The 24,120-nt window shown below is 61.6% G+C and carries 18 protein-coding genes and 5 pseudogenes; 7 read left to right on the plus strand and 16 right to left on the minus strand.

The features are described from left to right. Positions 1–203 precede the first annotated feature (203 nt). On the plus strand, positions 204–671 hold the full coding sequence (flgB, locus tag AC1MLT_RS19545; protein WP_481035870.1) for a flagellar basal body rod protein FlgB: 468 nt from the start codon (positions 204–206) through the stop codon (positions 669–671). A 26-nt stretch (positions 672–697) separates the two neighbouring features. Here flgB and AC1MLT_RS19550 read toward each other — a convergent pair whose 3' ends face one another. The 5 genes and pseudogenes from AC1MLT_RS19550 to AC1MLT_RS19570 all read right to left on the minus strand — a co-directional run bounded on the left by AC1MLT_RS19550 (position 698) and on the right by AC1MLT_RS19570 (position 6,946). Beyond that, positions 698–3,415 carry a heavy metal translocating P-type ATPase gene (locus AC1MLT_RS19550; protein ID WP_481035871.1) on the minus strand — a complete coding sequence of 906 codons (2,718 nt, stop codon included), beginning with the start codon at positions 3,413–3,415 and terminating at the stop codon, positions 698–700. Between the two features lie 166 nt (positions 3,416–3,581). Beyond that, entirely contained in the window at positions 3,582–3,914 is a 333-nt protein-coding gene (locus tag AC1MLT_RS19555) for a copper-binding protein (protein WP_481035873.1), read from the minus strand. Further along, the gene (locus AC1MLT_RS19560) at positions 3,862–5,148 is read right to left on the minus strand and encodes a sodium:proton exchanger (RefSeq protein WP_481036414.1); all 1,287 of its coding nucleotides are present in this window, start codon (positions 5,146–5,148) and stop codon (positions 3,862–3,864) included. Before AC1MLT_RS19560 ends, AC1MLT_RS19555 begins: the two co-directional genes overlap by 53 nt. A 119-nt stretch (positions 5,149–5,267) precedes the next feature. Further along, positions 5,268–6,171, minus strand: a pseudogene (locus AC1MLT_RS19565) (mechanosensitive ion channel family protein). A gap of 454 nt (positions 6,172–6,625) precedes the next feature. Then, entirely contained in the window at positions 6,626–6,946 is a 321-nt protein-coding gene (locus tag AC1MLT_RS19570) for a double zinc ribbon domain-containing protein (protein WP_481035874.1), read from the minus strand. Between the two features lie 174 nt (positions 6,947–7,120). On the opposite strand from AC1MLT_RS19570, the gene AC1MLT_RS19575 reads away from it, so the two are divergent. The 3 genes from AC1MLT_RS19575 to AC1MLT_RS19585 all read left to right on the plus strand — a co-directional run bounded on the left by AC1MLT_RS19575 (position 7,121) and on the right by AC1MLT_RS19585 (position 9,429). Continuing rightward, complete coding sequence (locus AC1MLT_RS19575; RefSeq protein ID WP_481035875.1) at positions 7,121–7,582, plus strand: hypothetical protein; 462 nt, start codon at positions 7,121–7,123, stop codon at positions 7,580–7,582. Continuing rightward, the gene (locus AC1MLT_RS19580; RefSeq protein ID WP_481036415.1) at positions 7,563–8,096 is read left to right on the plus strand and encodes a DUF4124 domain-containing protein; all 534 of its coding nucleotides are present in this window, start codon (positions 7,563–7,565) and stop codon (positions 8,094–8,096) included. Before AC1MLT_RS19575 ends, AC1MLT_RS19580 begins: the two co-directional genes overlap by 20 nt. A 385-nt stretch (positions 8,097–8,481) precedes the next feature. Next, positions 8,482–9,429, plus strand: coding sequence for an NAD(P)/FAD-dependent oxidoreductase (locus AC1MLT_RS19585; protein ID WP_481036416.1), 948 nt, complete (start codon positions 8,482–8,484; stop codon positions 9,427–9,429). A gap of 255 nt (positions 9,430–9,684) precedes the next feature. On the opposite strand, the pseudogene AC1MLT_RS19590 reads toward AC1MLT_RS19585, so the two are convergent. From AC1MLT_RS19590 to AC1MLT_RS19620, 7 genes and pseudogenes are all read right to left on the minus strand, one after another. Beyond that, positions 9,685–9,834: pseudogene (locus AC1MLT_RS19590) on the minus strand (IS3 family transposase); the annotation flags it as partial. Positions 9,835–9,897: 63 nt separating this feature from the next. Continuing rightward, a complete protein-coding gene (locus AC1MLT_RS19595; protein WP_481035876.1) occupies positions 9,898–10,224 on the minus strand; it encodes a hypothetical protein in 327 nt (108 codons plus the stop codon). 751 nt (positions 10,225–10,975) lie between these two features. Continuing rightward, positions 10,976–11,443: an MgtC/SapB family protein gene (locus AC1MLT_RS19600; RefSeq protein WP_481035877.1), complete on the minus strand. Its 468-nt coding sequence runs from the start codon at positions 11,441–11,443 to the stop codon at positions 10,976–10,978. Between the two features lie 108 nt (positions 11,444–11,551). Further along, the gene (locus tag AC1MLT_RS19605; protein ID WP_481035878.1) at positions 11,552–12,160 is read right to left on the minus strand and encodes a DedA family protein; all 609 of its coding nucleotides are present in this window, start codon (positions 12,158–12,160) and stop codon (positions 11,552–11,554) included. 312 nt (positions 12,161–12,472) lie between these two features. Then, the gene (locus AC1MLT_RS19610) at positions 12,473–12,610 is read right to left on the minus strand and encodes a hypothetical protein (RefSeq protein WP_481035879.1); all 138 of its coding nucleotides are present in this window, start codon (positions 12,608–12,610) and stop codon (positions 12,473–12,475) included. Beyond that, a pseudogene (locus tag AC1MLT_RS19615) lies at positions 12,607–13,050 on the minus strand (transposase); the annotation flags it as partial. The pseudogene AC1MLT_RS19615 and the gene AC1MLT_RS19610, both read right to left, overlap by 4 nt. Before the next feature lie 54 nt (positions 13,051–13,104). Further along, positions 13,105–13,389, minus strand: a pseudogene (locus AC1MLT_RS19620) (transposase); the annotation flags it as partial. Positions 13,390–13,418: 29 nt separating this feature from the next. Here AC1MLT_RS19620 and AC1MLT_RS19625 point away from each other — a divergent pair. Further along, positions 13,419–14,504, plus strand: coding sequence for an IS110 family RNA-guided transposase (locus tag AC1MLT_RS19625; RefSeq protein ID WP_481035880.1), 1,086 nt, complete (start codon positions 13,419–13,421; stop codon positions 14,502–14,504). Positions 14,505–14,792: 288 nt separating this feature from the next. Here the strand turns inward: AC1MLT_RS19625 and AC1MLT_RS19630 are convergent. After that, positions 14,793–15,332 (minus strand): annotated as a pseudogene (locus AC1MLT_RS19630) (IS5 family transposase); the annotation flags it as partial. Between the two features lie 571 nt (positions 15,333–15,903). On the opposite strand from AC1MLT_RS19630, the gene AC1MLT_RS19635 reads away from it, so the two are divergent. Together AC1MLT_RS19635 and AC1MLT_RS19640 are read left to right on the plus strand one after the other, a co-directional pair. Next, positions 15,904–17,481 carry an ArnT family glycosyltransferase gene (locus AC1MLT_RS19635; RefSeq protein WP_481035881.1) on the plus strand — a complete coding sequence of 526 codons (1,578 nt, stop codon included), beginning with the start codon at positions 15,904–15,906 and terminating at the stop codon, positions 17,479–17,481. A gap of 277 nt (positions 17,482–17,758) precedes the next feature. Beyond that, on the plus strand, positions 17,759–19,528 hold the full coding sequence (locus AC1MLT_RS19640; protein WP_481035883.1) for a tyrosine-type recombinase/integrase: 1,770 nt from the start codon (positions 17,759–17,761) through the stop codon (positions 19,526–19,528). A 180-nt stretch (positions 19,529–19,708) separates the two neighbouring features. Here AC1MLT_RS19640 and AC1MLT_RS19645 read toward each other — a convergent pair whose 3' ends face one another. The 3 genes from AC1MLT_RS19645 to AC1MLT_RS19655 form a co-directional block, all read right to left on the minus strand. Continuing rightward, positions 19,709–20,494, minus strand: coding sequence for a fatty acid desaturase (locus AC1MLT_RS19645; protein ID WP_481035885.1), 786 nt, complete (start codon positions 20,492–20,494; stop codon positions 19,709–19,711). Beyond that, the gene (locus AC1MLT_RS19650) at positions 20,491–21,018 is read right to left on the minus strand and encodes a sterol desaturase family protein (protein WP_481036417.1); all 528 of its coding nucleotides are present in this window, start codon (positions 21,016–21,018) and stop codon (positions 20,491–20,493) included. The genes AC1MLT_RS19645 and AC1MLT_RS19650 overlap by 4 nt, the downstream gene beginning before the upstream one ends. Before the next feature lie 356 nt (positions 21,019–21,374). Next, positions 21,375–23,507: a catalase gene (locus tag AC1MLT_RS19655; RefSeq protein ID WP_481036418.1), complete on the minus strand. Its 2,133-nt coding sequence runs from the start codon at positions 23,505–23,507 to the stop codon at positions 21,375–21,377. Between the last annotated feature and the right edge of the window lie 613 nt (positions 23,508–24,120).

Here is a 24,120-nt window from a genome sequence, read left to right on the forward strand (position 1 = left end):
TTCGTCTCCAGTTGTTGAGAATGTCATGCTCGTCGCATCTACCACCGCCGTCGTAAGACGTTTCCTTGGGTGCAGGAAGGGCGATGCCCTGAGCACTACACAAGGCGAATTAGCTAAAGAACAAGGCATACACGGCGCTGTTCAGGCGTTCGGGCTTTGGATTTCTGTTCAGAATCTGAATCAATATCCGCGGGACTGTAGCCATGATCGAACCATTGCAAATGCTCCAGGGTGGCTCGCGGCCTAAAAGCGCTGCAAAGCCTGATGATGACTTCGCTGGCCGGGCGTTGCTGTTCCGCGCCCAGCGCCAGGCCCTGCTGGCTGGCAACATTGCGAACGCTGACACGCCCGGCTACAAGGTGCAAGACGTCAGTTTCAGGGACACCTTGCGCGAGGCCAGTTCCGCGGCGATGCCATCGGCCGGCGCTTTGACCACCACCGCGAGGGGACACATCGCAGCTGGCCCCCAGGCGACCACCAGCACCCTCGCGTTTGCCCGCTATGTCGAGCCCGAACAGCCCCGCCTGGACGGCAACACGGTCGACATGGATCGCGAGCGTGGCGAGTTTTCCAAAAACGCGATTCTCTATCGATTCGCGGTGATGACGCTGGACGACGAGTCGAAGGAATTCAAGCAGGCCGCGTCGGACCCACGGATGGCGCCGCGCTGAATTTGCGCCAGATCCAACTCGAGCTCTCAAGCAACGGTGGCCGCAGCATCGGAGGTAACACCTTCGCTGGCTTTGGCTTCCACCTTGTAGGCCAGCAGACGCAACGCGTTCACGACGACCAGGATCGTCGAGCCCTCGTGGAAAAGCACCGCGGTTCCGATGTTCAGCCCGAAGATCGTCGCAGGTATGAGCACCGCTACCACCCCGAGGCTCACCCAAAGGTTCTGCTTGATGATGCGGCTGGTGCTGCGCGAGAGCCCAACTGCGAATGGCAATTGCGCCAGGTCGTCGGCCATCAGCGCCACGTCTGCCGTCTCTAGCGCCACGTCCGAACCGGCCGCGCCCATCGCGATCCCGACGGTCGCATTGGCCATGGCCGGCGCGTCGTTGACGCCGTCGCCCACCATGGCGACCTTGCCGTGGGCCTCGCGCAGTGCCTTGATTGCTTCAACCTTCTGTTCCGGCATAAGGTCGCCCTTGGCTTCCGTGAGCCCAACGCTTTGTGCGACCGCATCCGCAACCGCTTGGTTGTCGCCCGAGATCATGATCAGCCGCTCGATGCCGAGCGCACGTAACTCGGCCATAACCTGCGCCGCAACGGGGCGCGGGGTGTCCATGACACCAAGTACGCCAAGAAAGCGCGATCCCTTGCGCACGACCATGGTGGTTCGGCCTGCAGTCATCAGCTTTGCGTTTGCCTCCGCGACGGCCGCCGGCAATGCCGAATCAGCCAGTTCCGAGAACAGCACCGGCTTGCCGATATGCACCAGCTCTCCATCAACCTGAGCTTGAACCCCGCGCCCAGTGATGCTATTGACTTCTGACGCCTTCGGCGGCTGGATACGATTCCCCAACCGGTCGCGAGCGCCCATCACAATCGCAGAGGCCAGAGGATGGTCGCTGTGCTCTTCAACCGCCAAAGCGACCGACAGCAATTCATCCTCGCTTGCACCCTGTGCAGCCACCGCATCGGTCAGCTTAGGTTTGCCTTCGGTCAGGGTGCCGGTCTTGTCGAATGCGATGGAAGTCAGCGTTCCGAGGTTCTCCAGCGGCCCGCCGCCCTTCACCAAAACGCCGCCGCGCCCCGCCCGCGCAACGCCACTCAAGACCGCGCTGGGCACCGAGATCGCAAGTGCACAAGGGCTTGCGGCTACCAGCACCGCCATCGCGCGGTAGAAACTGACCGCAAAAGGCTCGTCGATCACGACCCATGCAAACAACAGCACCACCACCAGAGCAAGAACGACCGGCACGAAGATGCGCTCAAAGCGCTCTGTGAACTGCTGCGTGGGCGAGCGCTGCGCTTCCGCTTCGGTCACCATCTTGACCACGCGCGCCATGGTTGACTGCTCGGCCCGCCGTGCGACCATGATCTCAATGGCGCCGGAGCCGTTGATCGTGCCTGCGAACACCCGGTTTTCAGGACCCACCCGATCAAACGCGGCGAGGGCAGCCTTTGCATCGTCGACTGGGCGTTTGTCGACCGGCACGCTTTCACCGGTGACCGGCGCCTGGTTGACGCTAGACGTGCCGACAATCACCACGCCGTCGGCGGGCAATCGTTCGTTCGGTCGGACCACAACGACGTCACCCACTTGAAGCGTACCGACCGCAACCTCCTCTGTACGATTATCCCGCCGCACTGTTGCCGTTTCTGGGGCCAGTTCGGCAAGGGCCTCAATCGCCCGACGGGCCCGGCCCATGGCGTAGTGCTCCAGCGAATGGCCAAGGCTGAACAGAAAGAGCAGCAAAGCGCCTTCGGCCCACTTGCCCAGTGCAGCGGCGCCGAGCGCGGCCACCAGCATCAAAGTGTCGATCTCGAAGCGGCGAGCGCGCAGGTTTTCGAAAGCCTCCTTGACGGTGAAGAAGCCGCCAAAAAAATAGGCAGTGACATAACAGGCCGTGGGCAACCAGCCGGGGCCCGCGCCTGCGCGCTCGATGAGCCAGCCGCCTAACAACAGCACACCCGCCAACACGGCGAAGATCAGTTCCGACTTTTCGCCGAGAGGACCGCCGTGGGCGTGGTCGTGGCCGGCATGGTCACCTTTGCCCTCGGCGTGGTCGTGACCCGCGTGATCGCGCTCTGCGATATCCTGCTTGGCTTGTTCGGTGTGGGCGGCACCGTGATCGTGGCCTTCGTGGTCGTGACCCGCATGATCGTGCCCGTGGTTATCGCCGGCATTGCTGTCGGGTGCGGTAACAGGCTGGTCAGGACGATCCATGCGTCTCGCGGGATCGACGTGCGTTCCGTTCTCCCTCGGGGCCGGTGCTGTTGCTGCCGGAACTCGGGCTGATGCCAAACCGCGGATACCGAGAGACGCAGCCCTGGCCAGCAAGATGTCCTCCGACAGGATCGACCGGTCATATTCGATGCGCACCGCACCCGAGACGCCGACGTCTGCTTCCAGGACGCCCGGGATGCTGCGCAGGCTGTCGGCGGCCCCTCGCGCCCCGCGTGCATGCAGGGGGGCCCCGGTGCGCAGCAGCAGGTGGGCAAACCGGGACGTGAGCTCGGCACCGACCGAGTGCGCCAGTTCGCGCACCCGCGTCAGTGAAAGGATGGCGGGGTCGTAATGGATGCACAACTGGGGCGAGCCGCTCTCGCGCCCCACGACATGCGCCTCGGCAAGCCCGGGCCGGCCCGAAAGCGCGTCCAGCAGTCGGGTGACGCAGCGGTCATTCGCATCGTCAACATCCGGCAGCACCAGCGGGAGGTCCAGACGAAGTTTCACAGGGTCGTTCATGTTGATTCACTTCTTGGAAGTTGGATTCGTCGGCACCGCAGCGGGCGCGGGCCCGGGCATGTCATACCCGATGGCAGAATTGCCGTCACTTGCAGTGTCCCCTCAAAGCGATCGGCCCGGAAACGGACCTTGTCGCCCACCTTGGCCCGAATGATCACCCTGGCATCTATGTAGTGGAAGATGTCGTCCTTGCGGGTAGGTGCAGATGTGCGATCGGCTCATGGCGCAGCGTGACCTCGCCGCGTTGGGCATCGATCTTGACGATTTCCCCAGCGATGAGGTCAGTGGCTGAGGGCTGCGCATGACTGCGGCCTGCCAACCCTAGAGCTATGTAACCGCTCAGGAAAACCAGCTGGTGCCGGCGGGAGATCATTGAAGGCGCCTCCATCGGAGCGGGCTCGTGCGTGCCCACGATACCTGTTGATCGGATCGGGGGGGCGGGACTCTCATTTCTTCGATGCGGCTGCAGCTGCTCCAGAGCCCGCAGGAGCGGCGGCATCGAGTCGCTGGCGGGATGCCGCGCTGCGCAGCGCGGCAACGGCGCGCCACGCGCTCGGCGCACCGAGTGCAAAGATCACCGCCGCCAGCACCAGGTAGACCCACGCGAGCGTGGTCAGCGCATCGATAGCGCGCTGGACGTCGTCACGGAAGATAAAGGCCACCACTAACTGGACCGAGAACAGCGCCGCGAGGGCGATCGCCGACATCAGGCTGAAACGCAGGCGCAGCAGCAACGCCACACCGAACAAGGACTGCGCCGCGGTCAGGAAGAATTCCTCGTGCTGACGTGCATCCAGGGGCATCGACGTCAGTGCGCCCGCCCCCACGCTCATCGCCAAAGGCAGCATGCCGACCAGCAACGTCCACTGATTGATCTTGTCGCTGATCATCGTCGTCAGGCCGCCCTCTGCGCGGCCCGAGAGCACGAACAGCACCGCGATGACGACGGCCGGTGCCTCGCTGGCCAGAGGTGCCAGCCATTGGATGAGCAGGAATTCATCGATCCCCAGAACCCGACCCGAGGCGACGATCGATTCGGCGAACGGCTCGGCCGAGGCGAGGATTACCGCGGCGGCAATGATCGTGAGTCCGCCCATCCAACTCCATTGACGGGCAGGCGACAAGGTCGCCAGCGCCGCCGCCGGGCCGGGCTCGTCGTCGGCCTCGAGGCCAGACTCGACCTTGGGCATGCGGCCGGTCACCCACAGGTAGGCCCCGAAAATACCGATTAGCACGACCGTATCGACGAGGCTGATGCGATTTCTAAGGACAATCACGAACGCGTAGAAACTCGCGACCAGCAGGAACCCGATCTCCACCACGTTGACCGTCGCCAACTGGATGCTGCGCTCGCGCGTTCGAAACCAGTGGAGGATCGCCATCAGTGGCCATGCCACGCCGACCAGCAACCGGTTCGCTCCCGTCATGTTGGCGGCCGCATAGTGGACATAGTTGGATTCCGGTGCCTTGCCCGCCTGGTACGCGTAGTACATGTCGACCGCGTACTCGGGCAGCACGGTTACCAAGGCCACCAAGGCAAGCACCAAGCCTTGCGAGATTCGTTTCTCCGCCGCCTCGGCGCCCCAGGACAGCATGAAGCCTGCGGCTAACACGGCAACGCCAAAGACAGCGGTGTCCAGTACCGGGTTGGGGCGAAACCCGCTGAAACGAAAGATGGCCGCCGGTAAAATGGCCACCAAGGCGATGCCGAGCAGGAGAAGAAATCGTTTCATCATGCGCTAGTTGGAGTAGACCTGTCCATCATGCCATTGCATCTTGACTTGAGGACCGCCTCCCGATACCTGTAGACAGAGAGACGGCCCGGTTTGGTGACATGGATCGCGTCGGACACTCAATGTGCCCGCGACAGGTTCTCGGCACTTGACGGTGCTGGTTCATTGAGGATCCGCAGGCGCGGCAGGGAGTTAGGGTGTTCGCGCTGCATGAAGTCGATGATGGCTTCGCGCACCTTGCAGCGCAAGTCGAACGCGAGCGAGGACGATGCGGCCGTGCACAGCACGCGCAGCTGCATGGTGCGCTCGGTGGCATCCGTCACCTGCAGGTTGAAGAAGCGGCCGTCCCATTCGGGCGCAGCCTTGATCAGGCGCTCTACCTCTTGGCGCACGGGCGCGAGCGGCAGGCCGTAGTCAACATAGATGGAAAACCGAGCCCGTCAGTTGCGAAGCGCTGCGCGTCCAGTTCTGGAATGGCTTCTCGATGAAGGCCAGGCCTGCCACGATGCCGATCAAGCCCGCGGCGGCCAGAAGGCTGGCGCCGATCTGGCGAGCGCCGGGAAAGGTCATGAGCATCAACGCTCCACCAGCCAATAGCAACATCGTGTCTGCAGTCCGCGCCAATACGCGCGTCTGCGTCAGGACCCGGCGGGCTTGCAGGTTGTCCGCGACGTCCTGCGGATGCTGCGCCAGAACGCCTTCGGCGATGCCGTTGACGGCTCTTACCCCGACCCAGGTCACGGCGGCGATCAGTAGCAGCCCATTCAGGTGGCGCAAGCTGTCGATAAAACGCAAGTTATCCGGAGCGACCTGCCATACCAGTTGCAGTGCGGCGAGCGGCAGGGCTAACCGCACGGCCGGCTGCACATGGATCAGCATCGTGTGAAGCACCGGTGCACCGCGGGTCACGCATTGCAGCACCATGGCGCCAATACCCTGGATCAAGAGTGCCAGCGGTAGCGCGAATACCGCCGCCGCGCCGGGTCCGAACCATGGATGAGAAATCAACATCTCCTTGTTCATTTGGCAATTGGCCCAAGCATTTCTTCGTTCCTTGTGGGGTGGAGCTTGGGCGTTTGCGCAACAGCAGCCAGCAACATGTCAAGGCCTTAATGGCAATTCTGGTTTCAATGATGACTCGGCAGCGCAACGCCCTTAATCGGTGGAGCCAAGGCCAAGGAGACCTCAAGTGCTGCTGTTGGGACGATTGTGCGGCGGCGCAGATCTCCGCTCGAAGTCAAACTGAAAACTTCCCCAGGCGCAATGGGACGCGACCCATGAGGCGATCGCGCTCACTATCTCAGCTTAGGCCAACATTGCTGATACCTCACCGCTTTAGTGGCGAGTCCTGCAGCGCACCCGGTGGAGCGACTGCGCGCGTGCTACCGGAGCGTCGATCGCCAGTGCACCGTGCGCAACGACGCATCATCAGAAGCGGCGAAGAGCTCCAAGGCGCAGTCGCGCTACCGCGCCAGAATCAGGCGGTTGCCTTGCCGCACTGCGCGCAAAACTTCGCCCCGGGCTGTACCGCGGTACCGCACTGGGTGCAGGCAGTGGCAATCAGGGACCCACCGCATTGTTGACAAAACCGTGCGCCGGGCGCGTTGGCAGCGCGGCACGCCGGACACGCCACGGCCGGCGGCGCAGCAGGGGGTGGGGGCGGAACGCCGCCTGGAGGCATCCCGCCGCCGCCATAGCCACCATACCCATAGCCGCCATGGCCGCCATGGCCGCCACCATGACCTCCCCCGTGATGACCACCGCCATGCCCACCTAAAATTCTGTCCAACAGTCCCATGAATCTGCTCCATCCGTTCAAATCGTAAGCCAGCCGCGATGGCTTGGGCTAACTTGTCTGAGCAATTGTGCGCTGGTTTCAAGCGTCGCATCCCTCTCAATCAGAGCGGCGAGTTGTCGGAACGTTCCCCGAAGATCTGACTCGAACCTGACCACAGATCGACATGGAGCTGCAATGAGATGGATTTCATTGGCATTTGCGCTGCTTGTGGCAGCGGCAATTACCGGATGTGCCGTCGCTCAGCCCGGCTTGGCGACGCCGCTGCCTCTGCGGATCGACGAGGTGGTGGCGATGAGCACGCGAGGAGACAGTGATGCAGCGATCATTGCCCAGATCCAGCAGCGGGGCGCTGCCTTCGTGCTGGCGCCCGAGGACTTCGCGCAGCAGCGCGCCGCCGGGGTCAGCGACGGCGTGCTGCGCTATGTTCAGGGCCGCAGCGACGGCGATGAGGCCCTAAAGGCGCGCATCCTGTCTGGACGGTACCCCGTGCCTGCCTATTACGGCAGCTCTTATTTGGGCTATTCTTACCTCGGATACCACGCAGGCCAGCATTACTATGGTGGGACGGCGCGCGGCTTTCCGGGAGGGTACGCACCCATGCACCATGGAGGCCATCATGGCGGTGGGCACCACTGATTCTTGCGCGGCCGCCGGGGCCCGCCCATGGCCTTTACCAGTGGTGCGGGCCGCGGCAACCGTCCTTGCGCTGACGGCAGCGTGCACGGCCATGGGAGACCAGCAAACACTGTATAAGTCGGTGCTGCCCAGCGGGGAGGTCGTCTACGCCGACTCGCCACAGCCAGGTGCCAAGCGCACGGACGAACTGCTCGTCGAGCCGCATCCGCCCAACGCGCAGGCAACGCAAGCCGCGCAGCGCGATCTGACTGCCATGCGAGAGCAGCTTTTGCGCGACGCCGATGCGCGTGCAGCCCGAGGGCAGCAAGTGGACAAGGACATTGCCATCCTTGCCGGCCAGCTACGGGACGCGCAAGCACGACAAGAGCAAGCCCGGACCGTCCAGGAAGGCGACCGGCAAGGCCGCAGACTGGTGGGACCGTTTTGGCAACGCCAGCAAATGCTCGCCAACGAAGTGCAGCGCGCGCGGCAAGCGTTGAATGCGCTTCAGAGAGAGCGCGCAGCGCTGCAGTGAAAGTGGTCGGTTGCTGCGTCGTCCTATGGCCTGAGTCACAAGCGCTCGGGCGATTCTTCTACATGGTGCACGCCACCACATTGATCGACAGCGCCAGCACATAAGGCGGTTTCATCTGCCTCGGATCATGGCGCCTAAGCAAGCGGCAGGTGGGGTTGAACATCTCGCTCAAAGTTATACTTTTGGGCTACTCGCATAACTGTCCTACCTTCCGCTTAGCGCTAACATAAAAATTACTTATTTGTAATCAGAGCGTAAGGTTCTTGGTGGACTGGTTTTTAAAATTCTCTTTCTGTGACACGTTGTCCGGCCTTCAGAGGGAGGTAAGTAACAATCGAAAGAAACTTTATGTCTAGCATTCAAAATCTTTCAATCTTCATTGATCTTGCTGTCGTTTTTTTCGCGAAGCAGTCATCGTGATCACAAACCGTTACGACGTATTGATTGTGGGTGGGGGGGGCCTGCGGGCCTCACGGCCGCGATTTATCTCGCCCGCTATCACCGCCGCGTCGTTGTGGTCGACGACGGACACAGCCGCGCAAAATGGATACCGCTATCCCACAATCACGCCGGCTTTCCGGAAGGGATTGCGGGCGACGAGCTACTACAACGGATGCGCGAGCAAGCAAAACGCTACGGCACAACATTCTTGACTGGCCGTGTTGAGACAGTAAATGGAAAAGCCGATTTTTTTAAGGCCCGAGTGTTAACCGCGGATATCTGCGCGCGTGCCATCCTGATCGCGACCGGGGTCCAAAATCGCAGGCCTGTGCTCGATAAAAATACACATAGCGAAGCCCTACGACAGGGGACGCTTCGCTATTGCCCAGTTTGTGATGCCTACGAGGCAACTGGGAAGGTAATTGGAGTGATAGGCGCGAATTCGCACGGCGTTGCCGAGGCGCTGTTTCTGCGCAGCTTTTCGGACCGCATCACGCTTGTAGCGCATGAGGCGATTGACCTTGATGCGGATGATCGCGCGGCACTTGCACTAGCCGGAATAGCGGTTGCGCAGAGCCCGTTGGCGCGTATGGATTTTTCCAGCGATCAAGTAAATCTCCATTTGATCGACGGTGACACATTGCATTTCGACCTAATATATCCAGCTCTAGGGTCGGACAGCAACAACGCGCTCGCTTTGCAGTTGGGGGTAGATTTAAGCGATGATGGCTGCATCATTGTAGATAGCAAGCAACGCACTAGCTTGACTGGTGTTTATGCTGCCGGCGACATAGTTGCGGCGCTTGATCAGATCAGCGTTGCTATGGGCCATGCAGCTATTGCAGCTACAGCGCTACACAACGATCTTCGTCACCGCGACGACGTGAGATAGTTTACTGAATCTTCAGTCCGTTTCTGTAATTTATCTTGGATAGTAATAGGACTATCAATACTACGAAACACACAACATCGGTAAAGCCGATTTTTTGAAGACCAGTGCCACAAGAGCTCGTCCTCCATAAAAAGCAGCACCGGTCCGGCGCGCCTAGGAGCCAGGCCTGAGCGTGTCGTTTGTGACTTACCAGTAAAGCGAGCGGCAAGGCTGTTGCGAATATCCCCAGGCCTCCAGGAGGCCGGTTGATTTAAATCACGCCACCGCTTTCATGTTCTGACTGGCAAATTGAGGGTAGTAGTTTGCCTTGGCTTCTGCATTTCAGATGTACCCGATGGGTTCGAGCAGGCGATGGCAGTTAAAACATGAAAACTAGTCGGGCGTCGCGAACTCCACGGCTTGGCGGCGAAGGAGCCAAACTGCTGGCTCGGCGGTGGTCTGTTCCCGAGGAGAAGATTCGCACTTTGGTCAAGTCACTACTGGCTGGATGGCCTCGAAGGCTTGCGGCCCAAGCGCAGCGTCTACAGTGCGCAATTCAAGCTGCAGATGCTGTTTCGTTAGGACCGTGAACAGCTCCTGAGCCGTCAGGTCGCTGCGATCGACGACATCTGCAATCCCAATCAGGTCGTGTTCTGATGTCGCAGATCCGGAAAGCAAGCAGCAAAGGAGTCGCGCTATGAAGCCGAAACGATATCGCCCTGCGTCGCCAGACACGGTCACCGATGATCCCACGCGCGGCCTGCGCGAAGAGAGCGAACGGTTGTGCGCGAAGGTGGCGTACTTAAAAAATTGCATGCTTTGATCCGCGCAACAAGATCAACTGCGCCGACAAAGCGCGCGTGATCCTCGGATTGGGGCAAGACCACAAATTGGCAGAGTTGCTGCAAGTATCCGCATCAGTCCGATGGAAGAAGTGATGGGTACCTACACGGCTCATCCGACGATTCGCAAGAATGAATTTGGCATTTAATTCACTTTAAATATCCAAGGAAGATCGTGCCACTGGGATTTTGTGTTCCGTACATTTGCGGCCCTCAGCTGACGCATGCGATTGGCCTCTTCAGATTCTCTGAGACTTTTGGCTGCTCGGTAGACAACATATTAGACGTAAAGAGCTTCTACCTCATGATCCCACTTAGCGACCTCGTTAGTATGATGGCTGCTCACCTTCCAATTGATCAGCTGAAGCATTTGTCTTTTGAGAAGGATGTTCTGCTTCAATAGGTGATCTTCTTAAAGGAAAACCCGGTACGGTGATGCCGACCTTGAAAAGAATATTGGCTTTCTGAGCTATTGTTAGCATGCATCACTCCGCTATTATAGAGGTAACTTAGAATAATTGGCCGGAGTCAGTGTTCGTGCAAATCTTTTCTTATAAGAAAACTGCACTGGCTACTCGAAAGATGAAATACGGTCTGACGTTTATTTCAAATAAGTTCTTTGGTGTTTATGGAGCGCCTCGGGCTTGTCTCACCGGTTTCCCCGATTTGTCAGACGCCATTTTTGGTGTTTTGAAGCGTTACAATTTTAATTGAATTGAGTAAGTTCATTGACGAGTATCTTCGGACGTTAACTGCAATTTTTTGCCCGATTTGAGTTTTCCAAGTGCGAAAAGGACCATGAAGTTGGCGAGGGCAAGTATGAACCCAATGTCGTAGAACCCAAATCCCACGGCTGCACCCATAACGCCTGTGTTGAGAATACTTGCCGCGGTGGCAGTGCCATGTGTTGTTGTTCCAGATTTAAGGATCGCACCGCCACCAATAAAACCGATACCAGTGATAACACCCTCTAAGATTCGGGCCTGACCCACAGAGCGTTCGCCCAGGACTTCGATTGCGAGCACGACAAAACCGCAGCTCGCCATGGCGACAATTGGAAATGTGCGCAGGCCTGCACTGTTCGACCCATGCTCGCGGTTCCAGGCGATGGGCAATGCGAAGATGAAGGCCAATGCCATGCGCACGAGGTGATTTGTCACGTCGCCCCATACCCCCCAGAGGGAACTTGTCATGCTTATTTCTCCATTTCTAGATAATTCCGTACGAACTTGCGGAATTCGAACTATTAAAAATTTTTGTTTGCGGGCTACAAGGCTATTTGTGCATTAGTGCTTACAGTATTAGTTAGCGCGGTTCTCAGTGCGAAATGTGATGACGCGATAAAGATAGACGAGCACAAGCAACCACACGACAACATTCGAAACCGGGTTTGCCCAGTCTGCGACCGCCTGATAGCGGTCCTTCAGCACATAACCCATTCCCGCAAGAAAAGCGGTCCACAATGCGGTCCCGAACGTGGTCCAGACCATGAAGCGGCCCAAACTCATGGCCGTGATGCCCGCTGGTACGGAGATTAACGTGCGCACGGCCGGTACAAGTCGCCCCGCGAACACTGCCAAGGCGCCCCAGCGAGAGAAAATTTCATGTGCACGATCAACATTGCGCGGCGACAGGGTCAACCATCGGCCGTGTTGCGTGGCAAGGCGGCGTAAACGCACCGTTCCCATCCATCGGCCTAGGCAATACCAGAAAACGGCGCCGATGACGGAACCAATGGTTCCGGCCAAAGAGACTAGAAAGATATCCAGTTTTCCTTGTGCGGCCACGAACCCAGCTAGGGGCATGATTAGCTCTGAAGGTATTGGTGGAAAGACATTTTCGGCAAACATCAGCAGCGCGATGCCAAAGTATCCGCCTTGCTCTACCAGTTTGACGATCCAATCGAACATGTTGCTCTCTTCGGCTTAGAGCTTTGGCCGGTTTCGTCTATGCATGCGTATCCAGTGCCATGCGAACGCCAGACCGCCCGCGACGATCAGCGCCACAACGCTCGTCGTTCGTAGGGGTGCAATCTGTTGCAACGCCCGAACGAAGCTCTCGGCCATGGCCTCAGGGCGATGCGGATCGAGCGCATGGCTTTGGGCCAGCCTTCGATCTCCATCGGACAGGACAGGGGGATCAAAGTGCTCCAATCTATGGCCGTGTGCATGCATTATGGGCTTCCCCCGGTTTCCCGGACGCTTTGCCTAGGGAGATGCTGATCAATGACCGCTGACGAGCGTGTTGAACGATGCATGACGCGAAGTGGACGTGAAGTCAGTCAGCTGTTCGTTGCGCAGGTTGCGCCACCGCTTTTTCACACGCTTTGCGCCCCGTCCGAGGCCGCTCAGCGCGCTCAAGACGCACCTCGGGCATTGATGGCCAACAGCGACCGCTTGGCGATCACCAAGTTGGCCAGGCCGAACAGGCTGAACAGCTGCGCCGTGTTCTTGGCTAGTCCCTTGTAGCGGACCTTCTTGTGGCGGAACAGGTTCTTGATCACGTGGAACGGATGCTCGACCTTGGCCCGAATGCTCGCCTTCAACTGCTCGGCTTGCTCGAGCAACTGGGCCCACCGGCGCTTTGGGTCCAGCTGCCGCCGGCGGCCCAGCTGCATCGCTACGTGCCAGCACGGCTTCGACGCTTCTTCTCGTTTGTGCACGCCCCGGTAGCCGGCATCGCCGTGCGCCGTGGTCTCATCGCCGTGCAACAACGCACCGGCCTGCGTCACGTCGCTCACGTTGGCCGCCGTGCCCACCACCGTGTGCACCAGACCCGAGCTGGCATCCACACCGATGTGAATGCTCGCCTTCAACTGCTCGGCTTGCTCGAGCAACTGGGCCCACCGGCGCTTTGGGTCCAGCTGCCGCCGGCGGCCAGGCTGCATCGCTACGTGCCAGCACGGCTTCGACGCTTCTTCTCTTTTGTGCACGCCCCGGTAGCCGGCATCGCCGTGCGCCGTGGTCTCATCGCCGTGCAACAACGCACCGGCCTGCGTCACGTCGCTCACGTTGGCCGCCGTGTCCACCACCGTGTGAACCGGACCTGAGCCGGCATCCACACCAATGTGAATACGAAGGGACTTCCCGCTTCCAGGAGACGGCACTGCTGTGCCAAGGTTGGTTTTGTGGAAAGTCACTTTCAACCCCGAACGGAAGGAGAAGCCCCATGCACACGGTTACCCGAGTTGGCGTCGACCTGGCCAAGTATCTGATCCAAGTCCACGCGGTGGACGCCGTCGGCAAAGTGGTCACCAATCGAGCTTTGAAGCGCGAGAAGTTCCTGCTCTGGTGTGCCGACTTGCCTGCCGGATGTTTGATTGCGATGGAGGCATGCAGCGGAGCGCACCACTGGTGCCGCAAGCTGAGTGAGCGTGGTTTCGACGCACGGATGATTCCGGGATCTTCGGTAGCTCCTTATCGGATACAGGGTCGTAGCGGCAAGAACGATGCGAACGACGCTGCTGCCGTCTGTGAGGCGGCTTCGAGGCCACACATGAATTTCGTGCCACCCAAAACACTGGCTCAACAAGGCATGCTCTGCGTGCACAGACTGCGAGAAGGGTTCAAGGAAGAACGAACTTCCTGCATAAATCGCATTCGTGGCCTGTTGGCAGAATTTGGAGTCGTGCTGCCGCAGAGCCCAGAAGTGTTGCGCCGCCACCTGAGCGACATCGTTGAAGACGCCAGCAATGACATTGCCAGCATGGCCCGGCTTGTCTTGCAACAGGCACAGGAACATTGGCGCGAGCTCGATGAGCACGTCAAGTGGTGCGATCAACGAATTGCTGATCATCAAAAAATCGATGAGCAAGTCCAACGTGCCGCCGAACTGATGGGCGTCGGCGCGATCACCGCGTCGGCACTCGTGGCCACGGTGGGTGACTTCCGACAGTTCAGAAACGGGACACAGTTCGCTGCCTGGCTGGGTTTGACGCCCAAGCAGAACTCCAGTGGAGGAAAGACCTGCTTGGGCAGCATCACCAAGCGAGGAAGCATTTACCTGCGCACCTTGCTCATTCAGGGCGCCAAAGCCATAACGCTGACACGCCAGTACGACAACCCCATCTTCTTGTGGGTTCAGAGGCTCCGAGAGCGTGTTGGTTGGCAGAAGGCGGTGGTCGCCTTGGCCAACAAGAACGCCCAAATTTTGTGGGCAGTCATGACCCGAGAGAAACGCTACGACGCACACCACGTCAGTAGCATCCCGTCTCCGACGACCATGACGATACCAGCACTGGTGTCGGTGATTTAATTACTTTTTTCCGTTCCTTGTCAGACGCGAAGTTGAAGATGCTTTGAACAGGTCAGACCGGCAGCAGGCAAGCTCGAATGAAGGCAGGTGGATCAATCTGATGCCACGCGATGTGAATGGAGCCCTGCTGAGCGGTTGGTATCTGGGGCCGCACGAGGTGCAACAAGCCCGGCTGTAGATGTGCAGTCTGTTCCTAGTTTCAAGCAGTACAGCTCGCGTACTTCGAGGGAGACCAAGTACCAAAGAAATCAGCATGCCACCGCCATTGACTTCGCGGGAAGTCCCTGTAGCCTTCATTCCGAAGTGCCAGGCGTTGCCCTTCCTGGTCTGGTGCATCTCCGGGTCTCTTGAGTTGCCCGCGTTTTTGGTCGAACTCGGCGCCGCGATGATGGTGGCGTCCACGATGGTGCCCGCACGCATGAGCAGACCTTGCTCTGCCAAGTGAGCGTTGATCTCGTCGAACAGTGCGCGGGTCAAGTCATTGGCCAACAGCAGCCGCCTGAACTTGAGCAGCGTGGTCGCATCGGGCACCGACTCGTGCGACAGGTCGATGCCAACGAATTCACGCATCGCCTGGCTGTCATAGAGCGCGTCTTCCAGCGCCTCGTCGGCCAGGCCGTACCACTGCTGCAGGCAGTACATGCGCAGCATCCTGGAGACACCCACGGGCTGACGCCCGACCCGACCGCTCGTCGGGTACAACGGCTCAATTACCGCAATCAGACGCGACCACGGCACCACCCGCTCCATCTCGGCGAGGAACACCTCGCGTCGCGTGCGCTTCTTCTTCATCGCGTACTCGGCGCTGGCAAAGCTGCGTTGGCTCATGGGTCGAGGGATCCTGCGATTTACGATGGCCTCAGGCACGCACAAGCTGTGCCCGCGACATCCTTATTGATCAGCGTCTCCCTAGGTCGGTGGAAGGCAGTCGTCGCGAGATTGATAACTTCAGTTAATGCATCTACTGGCTTGGACTTTCGTAGTGCAGGCCGGACGCGTGGTCTTCGAGGTCGCCCTGCAACGTTCGATCCGCTACAAGACAGACAGCGCGTGGGCCGGCAGTGTGCAGCCTGCTTACGACGGCACCAAGCAGAGGACAGGAGCGACGTTTTGGCCCGAGAGTTCGATGCCCGCGAAAAGCTATGTTTGCGACCCACGGGTCGGCTACCGCGCACTTGGTTCTGAATCAGGCACAGGGCATACCTGAAGGCCGTTCTGCTACGTCTCAAACAGGTCAAGGGACGGCGATGCATTGAGCGGTCAGGCTGCAGTCATAAGTGCTCCCTACGATCTGCAAATGCGCTCTGCCATCGCACGTCACCGCTCATTTAGTCATCGCCTGCCCGCACGGTGGTGCATGGCCGGCGTGCTGTTCACTTTTTAAGATTTCTCTGACCCCATGCCACGCCGCACCAACAACGCGGGAGATGCTTTGCGCTGGGCGCCTTTCGGACGCAAGGCCAGCCATCGAATTTTTTCGTATCTTCGAGCGACGTATTTTGCGGAAAGCGGGCAATTGCCGGTAGCCGTATGGCTGGGCGTATGGGCCATCGTCTGGGTGCTCGTCCTCAGTCTGTTGAGTTGGTCGCCGCCCATGGATTCGGTAGAGCAGCTGGTGTGGGTGCGATCCCTGGAGTGGGGTTACGCCAAGCATCCGCCACTGCCGACCATCCTCATCTGGCCGTTTGTCCAACTCTTCGGCATCCACCACGCCGTGGTCGATATCGCGGGTGGCGTCGTGATCGCGCTCGCGTTGTGGTTCGCCTGGCGCCTCGTGAAGGAAATGGCAGGGAATCACTTCGCCGCGCTGTCGCTGCTGGGCACGCTGTGCATCACGTACTACAGCGGTCGCACAAACTTCTACAACCACAACACGGTGCTGCTCGTCTTCGTCGCGGGCGCGGCATCGTTCTGCTGGCGTGCGTTCGCCGATCGCTCTCGCACCGCGTGGCTGTTGCTCGGCCTGATGCTCGGACTGGGTGCGCTTGCCAAGTATCAGATCGTGCTCGCGGCGCTTTCGGTTGTTGCCTTCTGGACTTTGAAGCGCGGCTGGCGAGATGCGCGGCACGTGCGCGGATTGCTCGAGGGGGCCGGCGTGGCTGCGCTCGTGTTCTCGCCGCATCTGTGGTGGCTGTTCACGCACGACTTCCTACCGATGCACTATGCGCGCCGCAGTGCGCTGGTTGCGGTCATGCCGTGCTTGCAGCGTGCTGCGCATGCACTGCACTGGCTGGCCGATCAAGGCAATCGCCTGAGTCCGGCGTTCCTGCTCGCGGCAGGCGTCTGGTGGAAGACAAGAGCGGTCACGGGGACGGCAATGGCGCCTGATGCTGCACCGTCGTCCACGTCCGGCATGCATCCGGACGCCCTGCGTTTCCTGGTTGCCTGGGGACTTCTTCCGCTCGGAACCATCGTGCTTATCGGCGTGGTAACGGGCGCGAACCTCCAGTTTCAGTGGGGTACCGCGTTCGTGCTGTTCACCTGTCCGGCGCTGATGCTGTGCTGCTGCAAAAAGCGCACGATCAACGACGTTCCCTTCAACGTCGCCTTGCGCGAGTTCCTGGTGGTGCAGGGCCTGCTGCTCGCGACGATGTGGGCGACGTCGCCGGTCAGTGGCCTCGGCTGGAGCAAGAGCCAGACGTCGAATTTTCGGTCGGCCCACTTCGCCGAACGCATCGGCGCCGAGGCGCGCCTGGCGTTCGGCGGCCCGGTACTGGTGATCGGCGGCACCGCGAACATCGCGAGCGCACTGGCGATTCGCCTGCCAGAGCGGCCGCTTGTTCTGCTCGACGGGGACTACATCGCCAGTCCCTGGGTCTCGGCCGCCTTCGTGGAGCGCAACGGAATGCTCTGGGTGGGCGACGCCGCATCGAAGCCACCCGCCGGGCTGGTCGCGAACTGGGAGTCGGACAACCTCTGGTGGGCAGTACAAACACCGCTTGCAGATTCACAAGTAGGCGATTTCGCTTCTCGGTAGGTACGACATGCCCAGATTTGCTTACTTAATGAGCACAGCGTCTCAAGCCAAACTGGGCGCGGCTCTGCCGAGAGTTCATGACATTTGTCCACAGGCTTGTGCCCGCATTTTGGGTAGAAGCCACCCTTGCGAAGGGTAGCGTTGCAGCTGTTAGCTGCGCCTCACAATGTGAGGCACAAGAACTGGGCATACATCAGCGTGGAACTCGTGTCGAATTCGCCAGTTGGTGCCCTAAGATTACTTACATAATCTCAGGTACAAATCGGACCGTCAAAAAGTGCCTTCATCATCGAACCGAAGCCCGCCGACCCGCTCGCCACCGCAGCGCCGCTTCGTCCGGCACATCGGGCTGCACCACTTCGCCTACCTGCGGGCGGTGGCCGAGGGCCTGGACATCGCACAGTGCGCGGCCCGCTACCTGGGCACGGAGCATGGTCACGAGGCCCGCTCCGCCCACCAGCAGACCGTCGATGCCGTGCGGGCCATCGCGCGCCGTCACGACGAGCCATGGCGACTCGTGGGTCTGTCGATCAGGACCACGGGCACGGCGCAGCCGACCCTGGAGGCATTCGCGGAGAGTCGACTCGAGGGGTTCTCCGATGCCGAGGTGCTGGAGCTCTACAAGGAGGCCTTCCCTGCCGACCGCAAGACCGCGCGCAGCCACCGGCTGCGTGAGCGCCAGCTCGATCTGCTCCAGCGGATGGAGAGGGTGGCCGCCGTGCAGCCGCAGCCCGGCGACCTGGTCGCGGGCTGGTTCGACGACCGCACGGCCGACAAGCTCACCGCCGCCGGCATCATCTCCCTGGGCGAACTCAATGCGCGAATCGCCGCGGGTGGATGCTGGTACCGGACCCTTCCGGCCGTGGGTGCGGCCAAGGCGCAGCGGATCGCCCGGCATCTGGCCACGCTCCTGCCAGCAGCGCAGCGACCCGTTCGACCGCCCTTCGCACTCGTCGCGACGCCCTCTTCCGCCGTCCCGCTGGCGTCTCCACGGCGTGCCGACCGCGCGGGTCCCGTGCGCCTGCTGAACGCGTCGAACGATGCGGAAGCGGTCGGTGGCTGGATCGCCGCGCGAGCCGGCTCCGAGGCCACCGCCAAGGCCTACCAGCGGGAGGCGACACGGCTGCTGCTGTGGCTGCAGCACGAGAGGCAGCGCCGCCTCGCGCAGATGGATGTGGCGGACTGCACGGCCTACATGGCCTTCCTGCAGAACGTGCCCGAGCGCTGGATCTCGCGCGATCGCGCACGTCCCGGCCAGCCGGGCTGGGCGCCTTTCCGAGGCCCGCTGTCGCATGCCAGTCACCGTCAGGCCGTGGTGATCGTCAATGCCCTGTTCACCTGGCTGCAGGCGGCCCGGTACCTGCCGGGCAATCCCTGGCACCTCGTGAACAAGAAGACGGGTGACGACCGGGACCGGAAGATGCTCGATACCAAGGCCCTGTCGCAGGCGGCCATGGCCGAGGTGCTGCATTTCGTGGACAGCCAGCCGATGACGGCGTCGAGCGCGCGCATCCGCTTCATCCTGCGCTTCGTGGAAGCCGTGGGGCTGCGCTCGGCCGAGCTGCTCGGCGCGAAGTTGCAGGACCTGCGCCTCGAGCCCGAGGGCTGGGTGATCCAGGTCCATGGCAAGGGCGCGAGGAACCGCATCGCCGCCATCCCCGGGCAGGCGCTCGACGCGTTGCAGACGTATCTCGCCCACCGTGGATTGGGGAGCCTGCAGAACGCGCCGCCGGAGGCGCCCTTGCTGGCCAGCACCGCCGATGCGATGACGGCCATCGGCTACCAGGCCCTGTACGAGCATGTGCGCGCATGGATGAGGAAAGCGGTCGCCGCGTCGGCGCTGCCGATGCATGAACGCGCCAAGCTCGCGGGCGCGACGACCCACTGGCTGCGCCATACCTTCGGAACGCGCGCCATCGCACGCCATGTGCCACTGGATGTGATCCAGGCCCAGATGGGCCACGCCAGCATCCAGACCACGACGGCGATCTATGGGCGAGCGCCCATCAAGCGCAGGGTCGATGAACTGGGGAAAGCGTTTTCCTGAGAATGGACTGCTGACTCGTCGGGGCCTGGGCTTTCCCTGGTTTCCCGGAGGCTTTGCCTAGCCCTTCGAGCGCTGCATCACTGCAGTGCGTCTGCCTCGGCGCCACGACGAGGCCATCAGCAGCGCATCGAGCCCGCGCTGCCCATTGCTGCTGCAGCACGAGCGCGAAATTCTCGGTCGTCATTCGCGATCCTCGGCTCGTGGGCGTTCACTTGATCTCTTGTCGAGTGCGCGACGACGCGCCGGCAGACCCCACCATGGAGTTCTCGGAGACAGATGATGCTCGTGGTGATAGCCGCTGAAATGAAAGCAGGTCAAGAGCGACAACAGAGGGCTGACCTTGACGCTGTAGGCGCGATGGGCGTCCGCGAAGGGTTCCGCACGCTCGCGGTGTGGCAACCAGGTACCGAAAATGAACAGCTGCGCCACCGCTCCCAGAGCCGGCACTGCCCAAAAGATGACGATGTTTTCAAGCCTGGCATCCAGCAGCACCATGTAGAACAGCGCCACGACGGTGATACGGACAATCTGCCAATGCGAATAGTAGGTGCGAAAGAACTGGAGAAACCAGCCGGTCAGACTTGAATCACCCTGATGGAAATCGGGGTCTCCGGAGCGACCCGTCTCCTTGTGGTGGAGATGATGCCGGGGAAGCAGTGCACCATAGGACAAGCAGGCGTAGAGCGAGAGACATGTCGCACCGATCCATCGGTTGAGCACCGGATGATGCGGTGCGATCGCACCGTGCATCGAATCATGGGCAACGATGAACAGTCCGGTGCTGAGCCATGTCTGGACAACGACCAGGACGACGGCGATCGGAACGGATGCCAGGCTCCACTGCCAGAAGAAGATGCCGACGATGTGGATCGTGAGCCATGCCACGACGATCGCAGCCGCCAGCGAAACGCCGACAAGCATCTGGCGCAGCGCGCGGCCCTGCTCTCCGCGATGTCCCGGGATCATTTCGCTGCAACCGACGGGTCGACGTCGGTGATGCCTTCAGGGCGTCTGCCACGTCGCTGCGGATCGGCGTTGGCGCGCAACTGCGCCTTCAGCACCGAGGGCTTTCGAGCGAACAAGAAACCATGGCTGACTGTGCCGTCTCTGCCATGAACCGCATGGTGCAGGCGGTGTGCCTGCAATATCCTCTTGAAATAACCTCGCTTCGGCACCCAGCGGAATCCTCCGCGCTGATGCACGAGCATGTCGTGAACGAAGACATAGATTCCACCATATACCGTCATGCCGAGAGCGGCCCACCACAGAGGCTCCCACCACCGGCCAATGATGAACAGGAGGATCGGGACCAGCGCAAAAACGACTGCGTAAAGATCGTTTTTCTCGAACCATCCTGAATGCGCTTCGTGATGCGACTTGTGCCAAGCCCATCCCCAGCCATGCATGACATACCGGTGCGCCACCCATGCGAAACATTCCATGAAAACAACCATGGAAGCGACGATCACAAGTTTCGAAAGCAGAGTCATCAGTCCCGGACTTCCAAAGAAAACACAATGTGATTCATGAGTTCGATGACGAATTTCAAAAAATCCTTCTTTGCCCGCGGCGAAAGAAATTTGTGTGGAGGCACGCCTTTGCGCCGTCCACAGCATAGCCGCAGCGGCTGGGCCGCTCATCTTGCCAGCCCCATTGTCGTGGCGGCTGCGTGGGGTTGATCCGCCAGCGCTGACGGCGGCAAGCATGCCGGGCACTCATGATGGCTCGTGTTCCGGCGGCGGATGATCCGCTCGCTCACACGGCGGCCACCGCATCGATCGATGCGGCGGCTTGAACGGCCCGCGCTCACGCCGGGTCGGGCCGCGTCGGGCGCGCGACTCGATGGTCAGACGGCCAGGGCACTTCGGACCGCACGGTCCCAGTGGCGATGCAGGGCCATGTCGGCCATGAAACCCTGGGCGAGATCGGCCGGCTGGCTTGCCACGCTCACTCCCGGTACCTTGGCGCCCGACACGGCGATGCCGGCGGCGGCCAACAGTCCGGCGCCATCGCCCAGCGCGCCCAGCGGCTTGGCATGGCGGAACGCCTCGCGCACATGGTCGATGGCGTCGCCCGACGCGCGCAAGGTCTGCACGCTCTGGGCGCCGCCCGCCACCAGCACCGCGTCGAACACCACCGAGGGCATGGTGACGATCAGGTCGTCCACCGCCACCGCCGCGCCGCTGGCCGAGCGCAAGCTGCCCAGGTGCGGCGCCAGTACCTTCACCGTCACGCCGGCACGCACCAGCTCGGCCCTGGCCGCCTGCAGGCCATCGCCGTCCACGCCATCGGCGGCCAGGATGGCGACCTTGCGGCCAACGACGCCCTTGGGGTTGCCCCGCGCGATCATCGACAGCATCGGCGAGGGTGCATAACGCTTGTTTCCGTTGCGTGGGCTGGCCACCGGCACCGTCACGCCCAGGACCGTGGCGACCCGCGCCACCAGATCGCGGTCGACGTTGGCCAGGTTGGCCAGCATGCGCATGCGCACCGCCTGCACCGTCAGCTTGCCCAGCTCGAATTGCAGCGCCTCGACGATGTGCTGTTGCTCGGGCGGGGTCTGGCTCTGCCAGAACAAGGTGGCTTGCGAGTAATGGTCGGCGAAGGTCTCCGAACGATGGCGCAGCTTCATGCCGCCGACCGGCACCTGCGCCGTGGCGAAGCCGCCGCGCGAGGCCGGCACCTCGCGGATCGGCGGCACGTCGATGGAGCTGGGCTCGTAGTTGACGCGGCCCTTGGCGATGGTCTGCCGATGGAAGCCGTCGCGGTTCATGTTGTGCACCGGCGCGATCGCCCGGTTGATGGGGATCTCGTGGAAGTTGGGCCCGCCCAGGCGCGTCAGCTGGGTATCGACATACGAGAACATGCGACCCTGCAGCAGCGGATCTTCGGTGACGTCGATGCCGGGCACCAGGTTGCCGGTATGGAAGGCCACCTGCTCGGTCTCGGCGAAGTAGTTGTCGGGATTTCGATTGAGCGTCATCTTGCCGATCGGGCGCACCGGCACCAGCTCCTCCGGGATCAGCTTGGTCGAGTCCAGGAGATCGAAGCCGAAGCGGTTGGCGTCCGCCTCCTCCACCACCTGCACGCCGAGCTCCCACTGAGGGAAGTTCCCCGCGGCGATGGCATCGGCCAGGTCACGGCGATGGAAATCGGGATCCTTGCCCGCCAGCTTCTGCGCCTCGTCCCACGCCAGGCCATGCACGCCCTTGAGCGGCTTCCAGTGGAACTTCACCAACCGGCTGGTGCCCTGGGCATTCACCAGGCGGAACGAATGGACGCCGAAGCCTTCCATCATCGCGTAGGAGCGCGGCAGGGCACGGTCCGACATGATCCACATGACCATGTGCGTGGACTCGGGCATCAGCGAGATGAAATCCCAGAAGGTGTCGTGGGCCGTCGATGCCTGCGGGATCTCCCGGTCGGCCTCGGGCTTGGCCGCATGGATCAGGTCGGGGAACTTGATCGCATCCTGGATGAAGAACACGGGCATGTTGTTGCCCACCAGGTCGTAGTTGCCTTCGTCGGTGTAGAACTTGACCGCGAAGCCGCGCACATCGCGCGCGGTATCGGCCGAGCCACGCGAGCCCGCCACGGTCGAGAAGCGCACGAAGACCGGCGTCTTCTTGCCACCAGCGCTCAGGAAGTCGGCGCGCGTGAGCGCGGCCTGCGACGCATAGGTCTCGAAGACGCCATGAGCCGCCGCCCCGCGGGCGTGCACCACCCGCTCGGGAATGCGCTCGTGGTCGAAGGCCGTCATCTTCTCCCGAAACAACTGGTCTTCCAGCAGTGCGGGTCCTCGGACACCGGCCTTGAGGGTGTTCTGGTTGTCCGCGATCCTGAGGCCCTGGTTGGACGTCAGCGCCTGGCCCGCATCGACCGAGGTGTCGCGGGCCAGGTCCTGGACCTTGTCGCCGGGCGGCGCGGCGACCGGCGGCGCCGGCACCGTGGCGGGTTGGGCGGCCGCGTTCTGGGCCATCAGCAAGGGAGCCAGGGCGGCGCCGGCGGTCGTCGCGCTGGCGGTGCCGAGGAAGTGGCGGCGCGAGCCGGCGAGAAGGGCACGGTTTTCGGGCGTGGTGGAGTCGGTCATGAAGGTTCCTGTTCATGATCCAACCGCGCGAACGCACGCGTCCCCGCAAGCGAGATGGAAAAAACCATGCAGCGACTGGATCGTGAGGATGTGCCTCGTGCCGATCGGATGCGGGCACATGGCACCCTGGGCGGCACGGGTCGAGACACCGACACGCACACCAGATCACTGGCGCCCAGGTCTCGGAACGAAGAGCGTTCCGGCGAAGAGTCGGCCACGCCGACGATACGAATATCGTAAGGGCGCCTCGCCGATGCGATCACCCCGCTGCGCATCTCGCGTCGTCGTCCTACAGCAAGGAACCCTGCGACCCGGGGCCGCTGCCAGCGGCGCGAGGAGATCGCGATGGGTCGGCGAACCACCCGACCGAGCAGATCCCCATGGGGCGCGCACCGGAGGCCATGCCCGATGCATCAGGCAACCCGGGGACGCCCTCCCCTGACGTCGTCGACGTCGCGGCACCCCCCGAGGCGCCTCGCTCGCTGGCCGCCGCGCAGCCGCG

The sequence above is a fragment of the Variovorax sp. PEI5 genome (assembly GCF_056679935.1).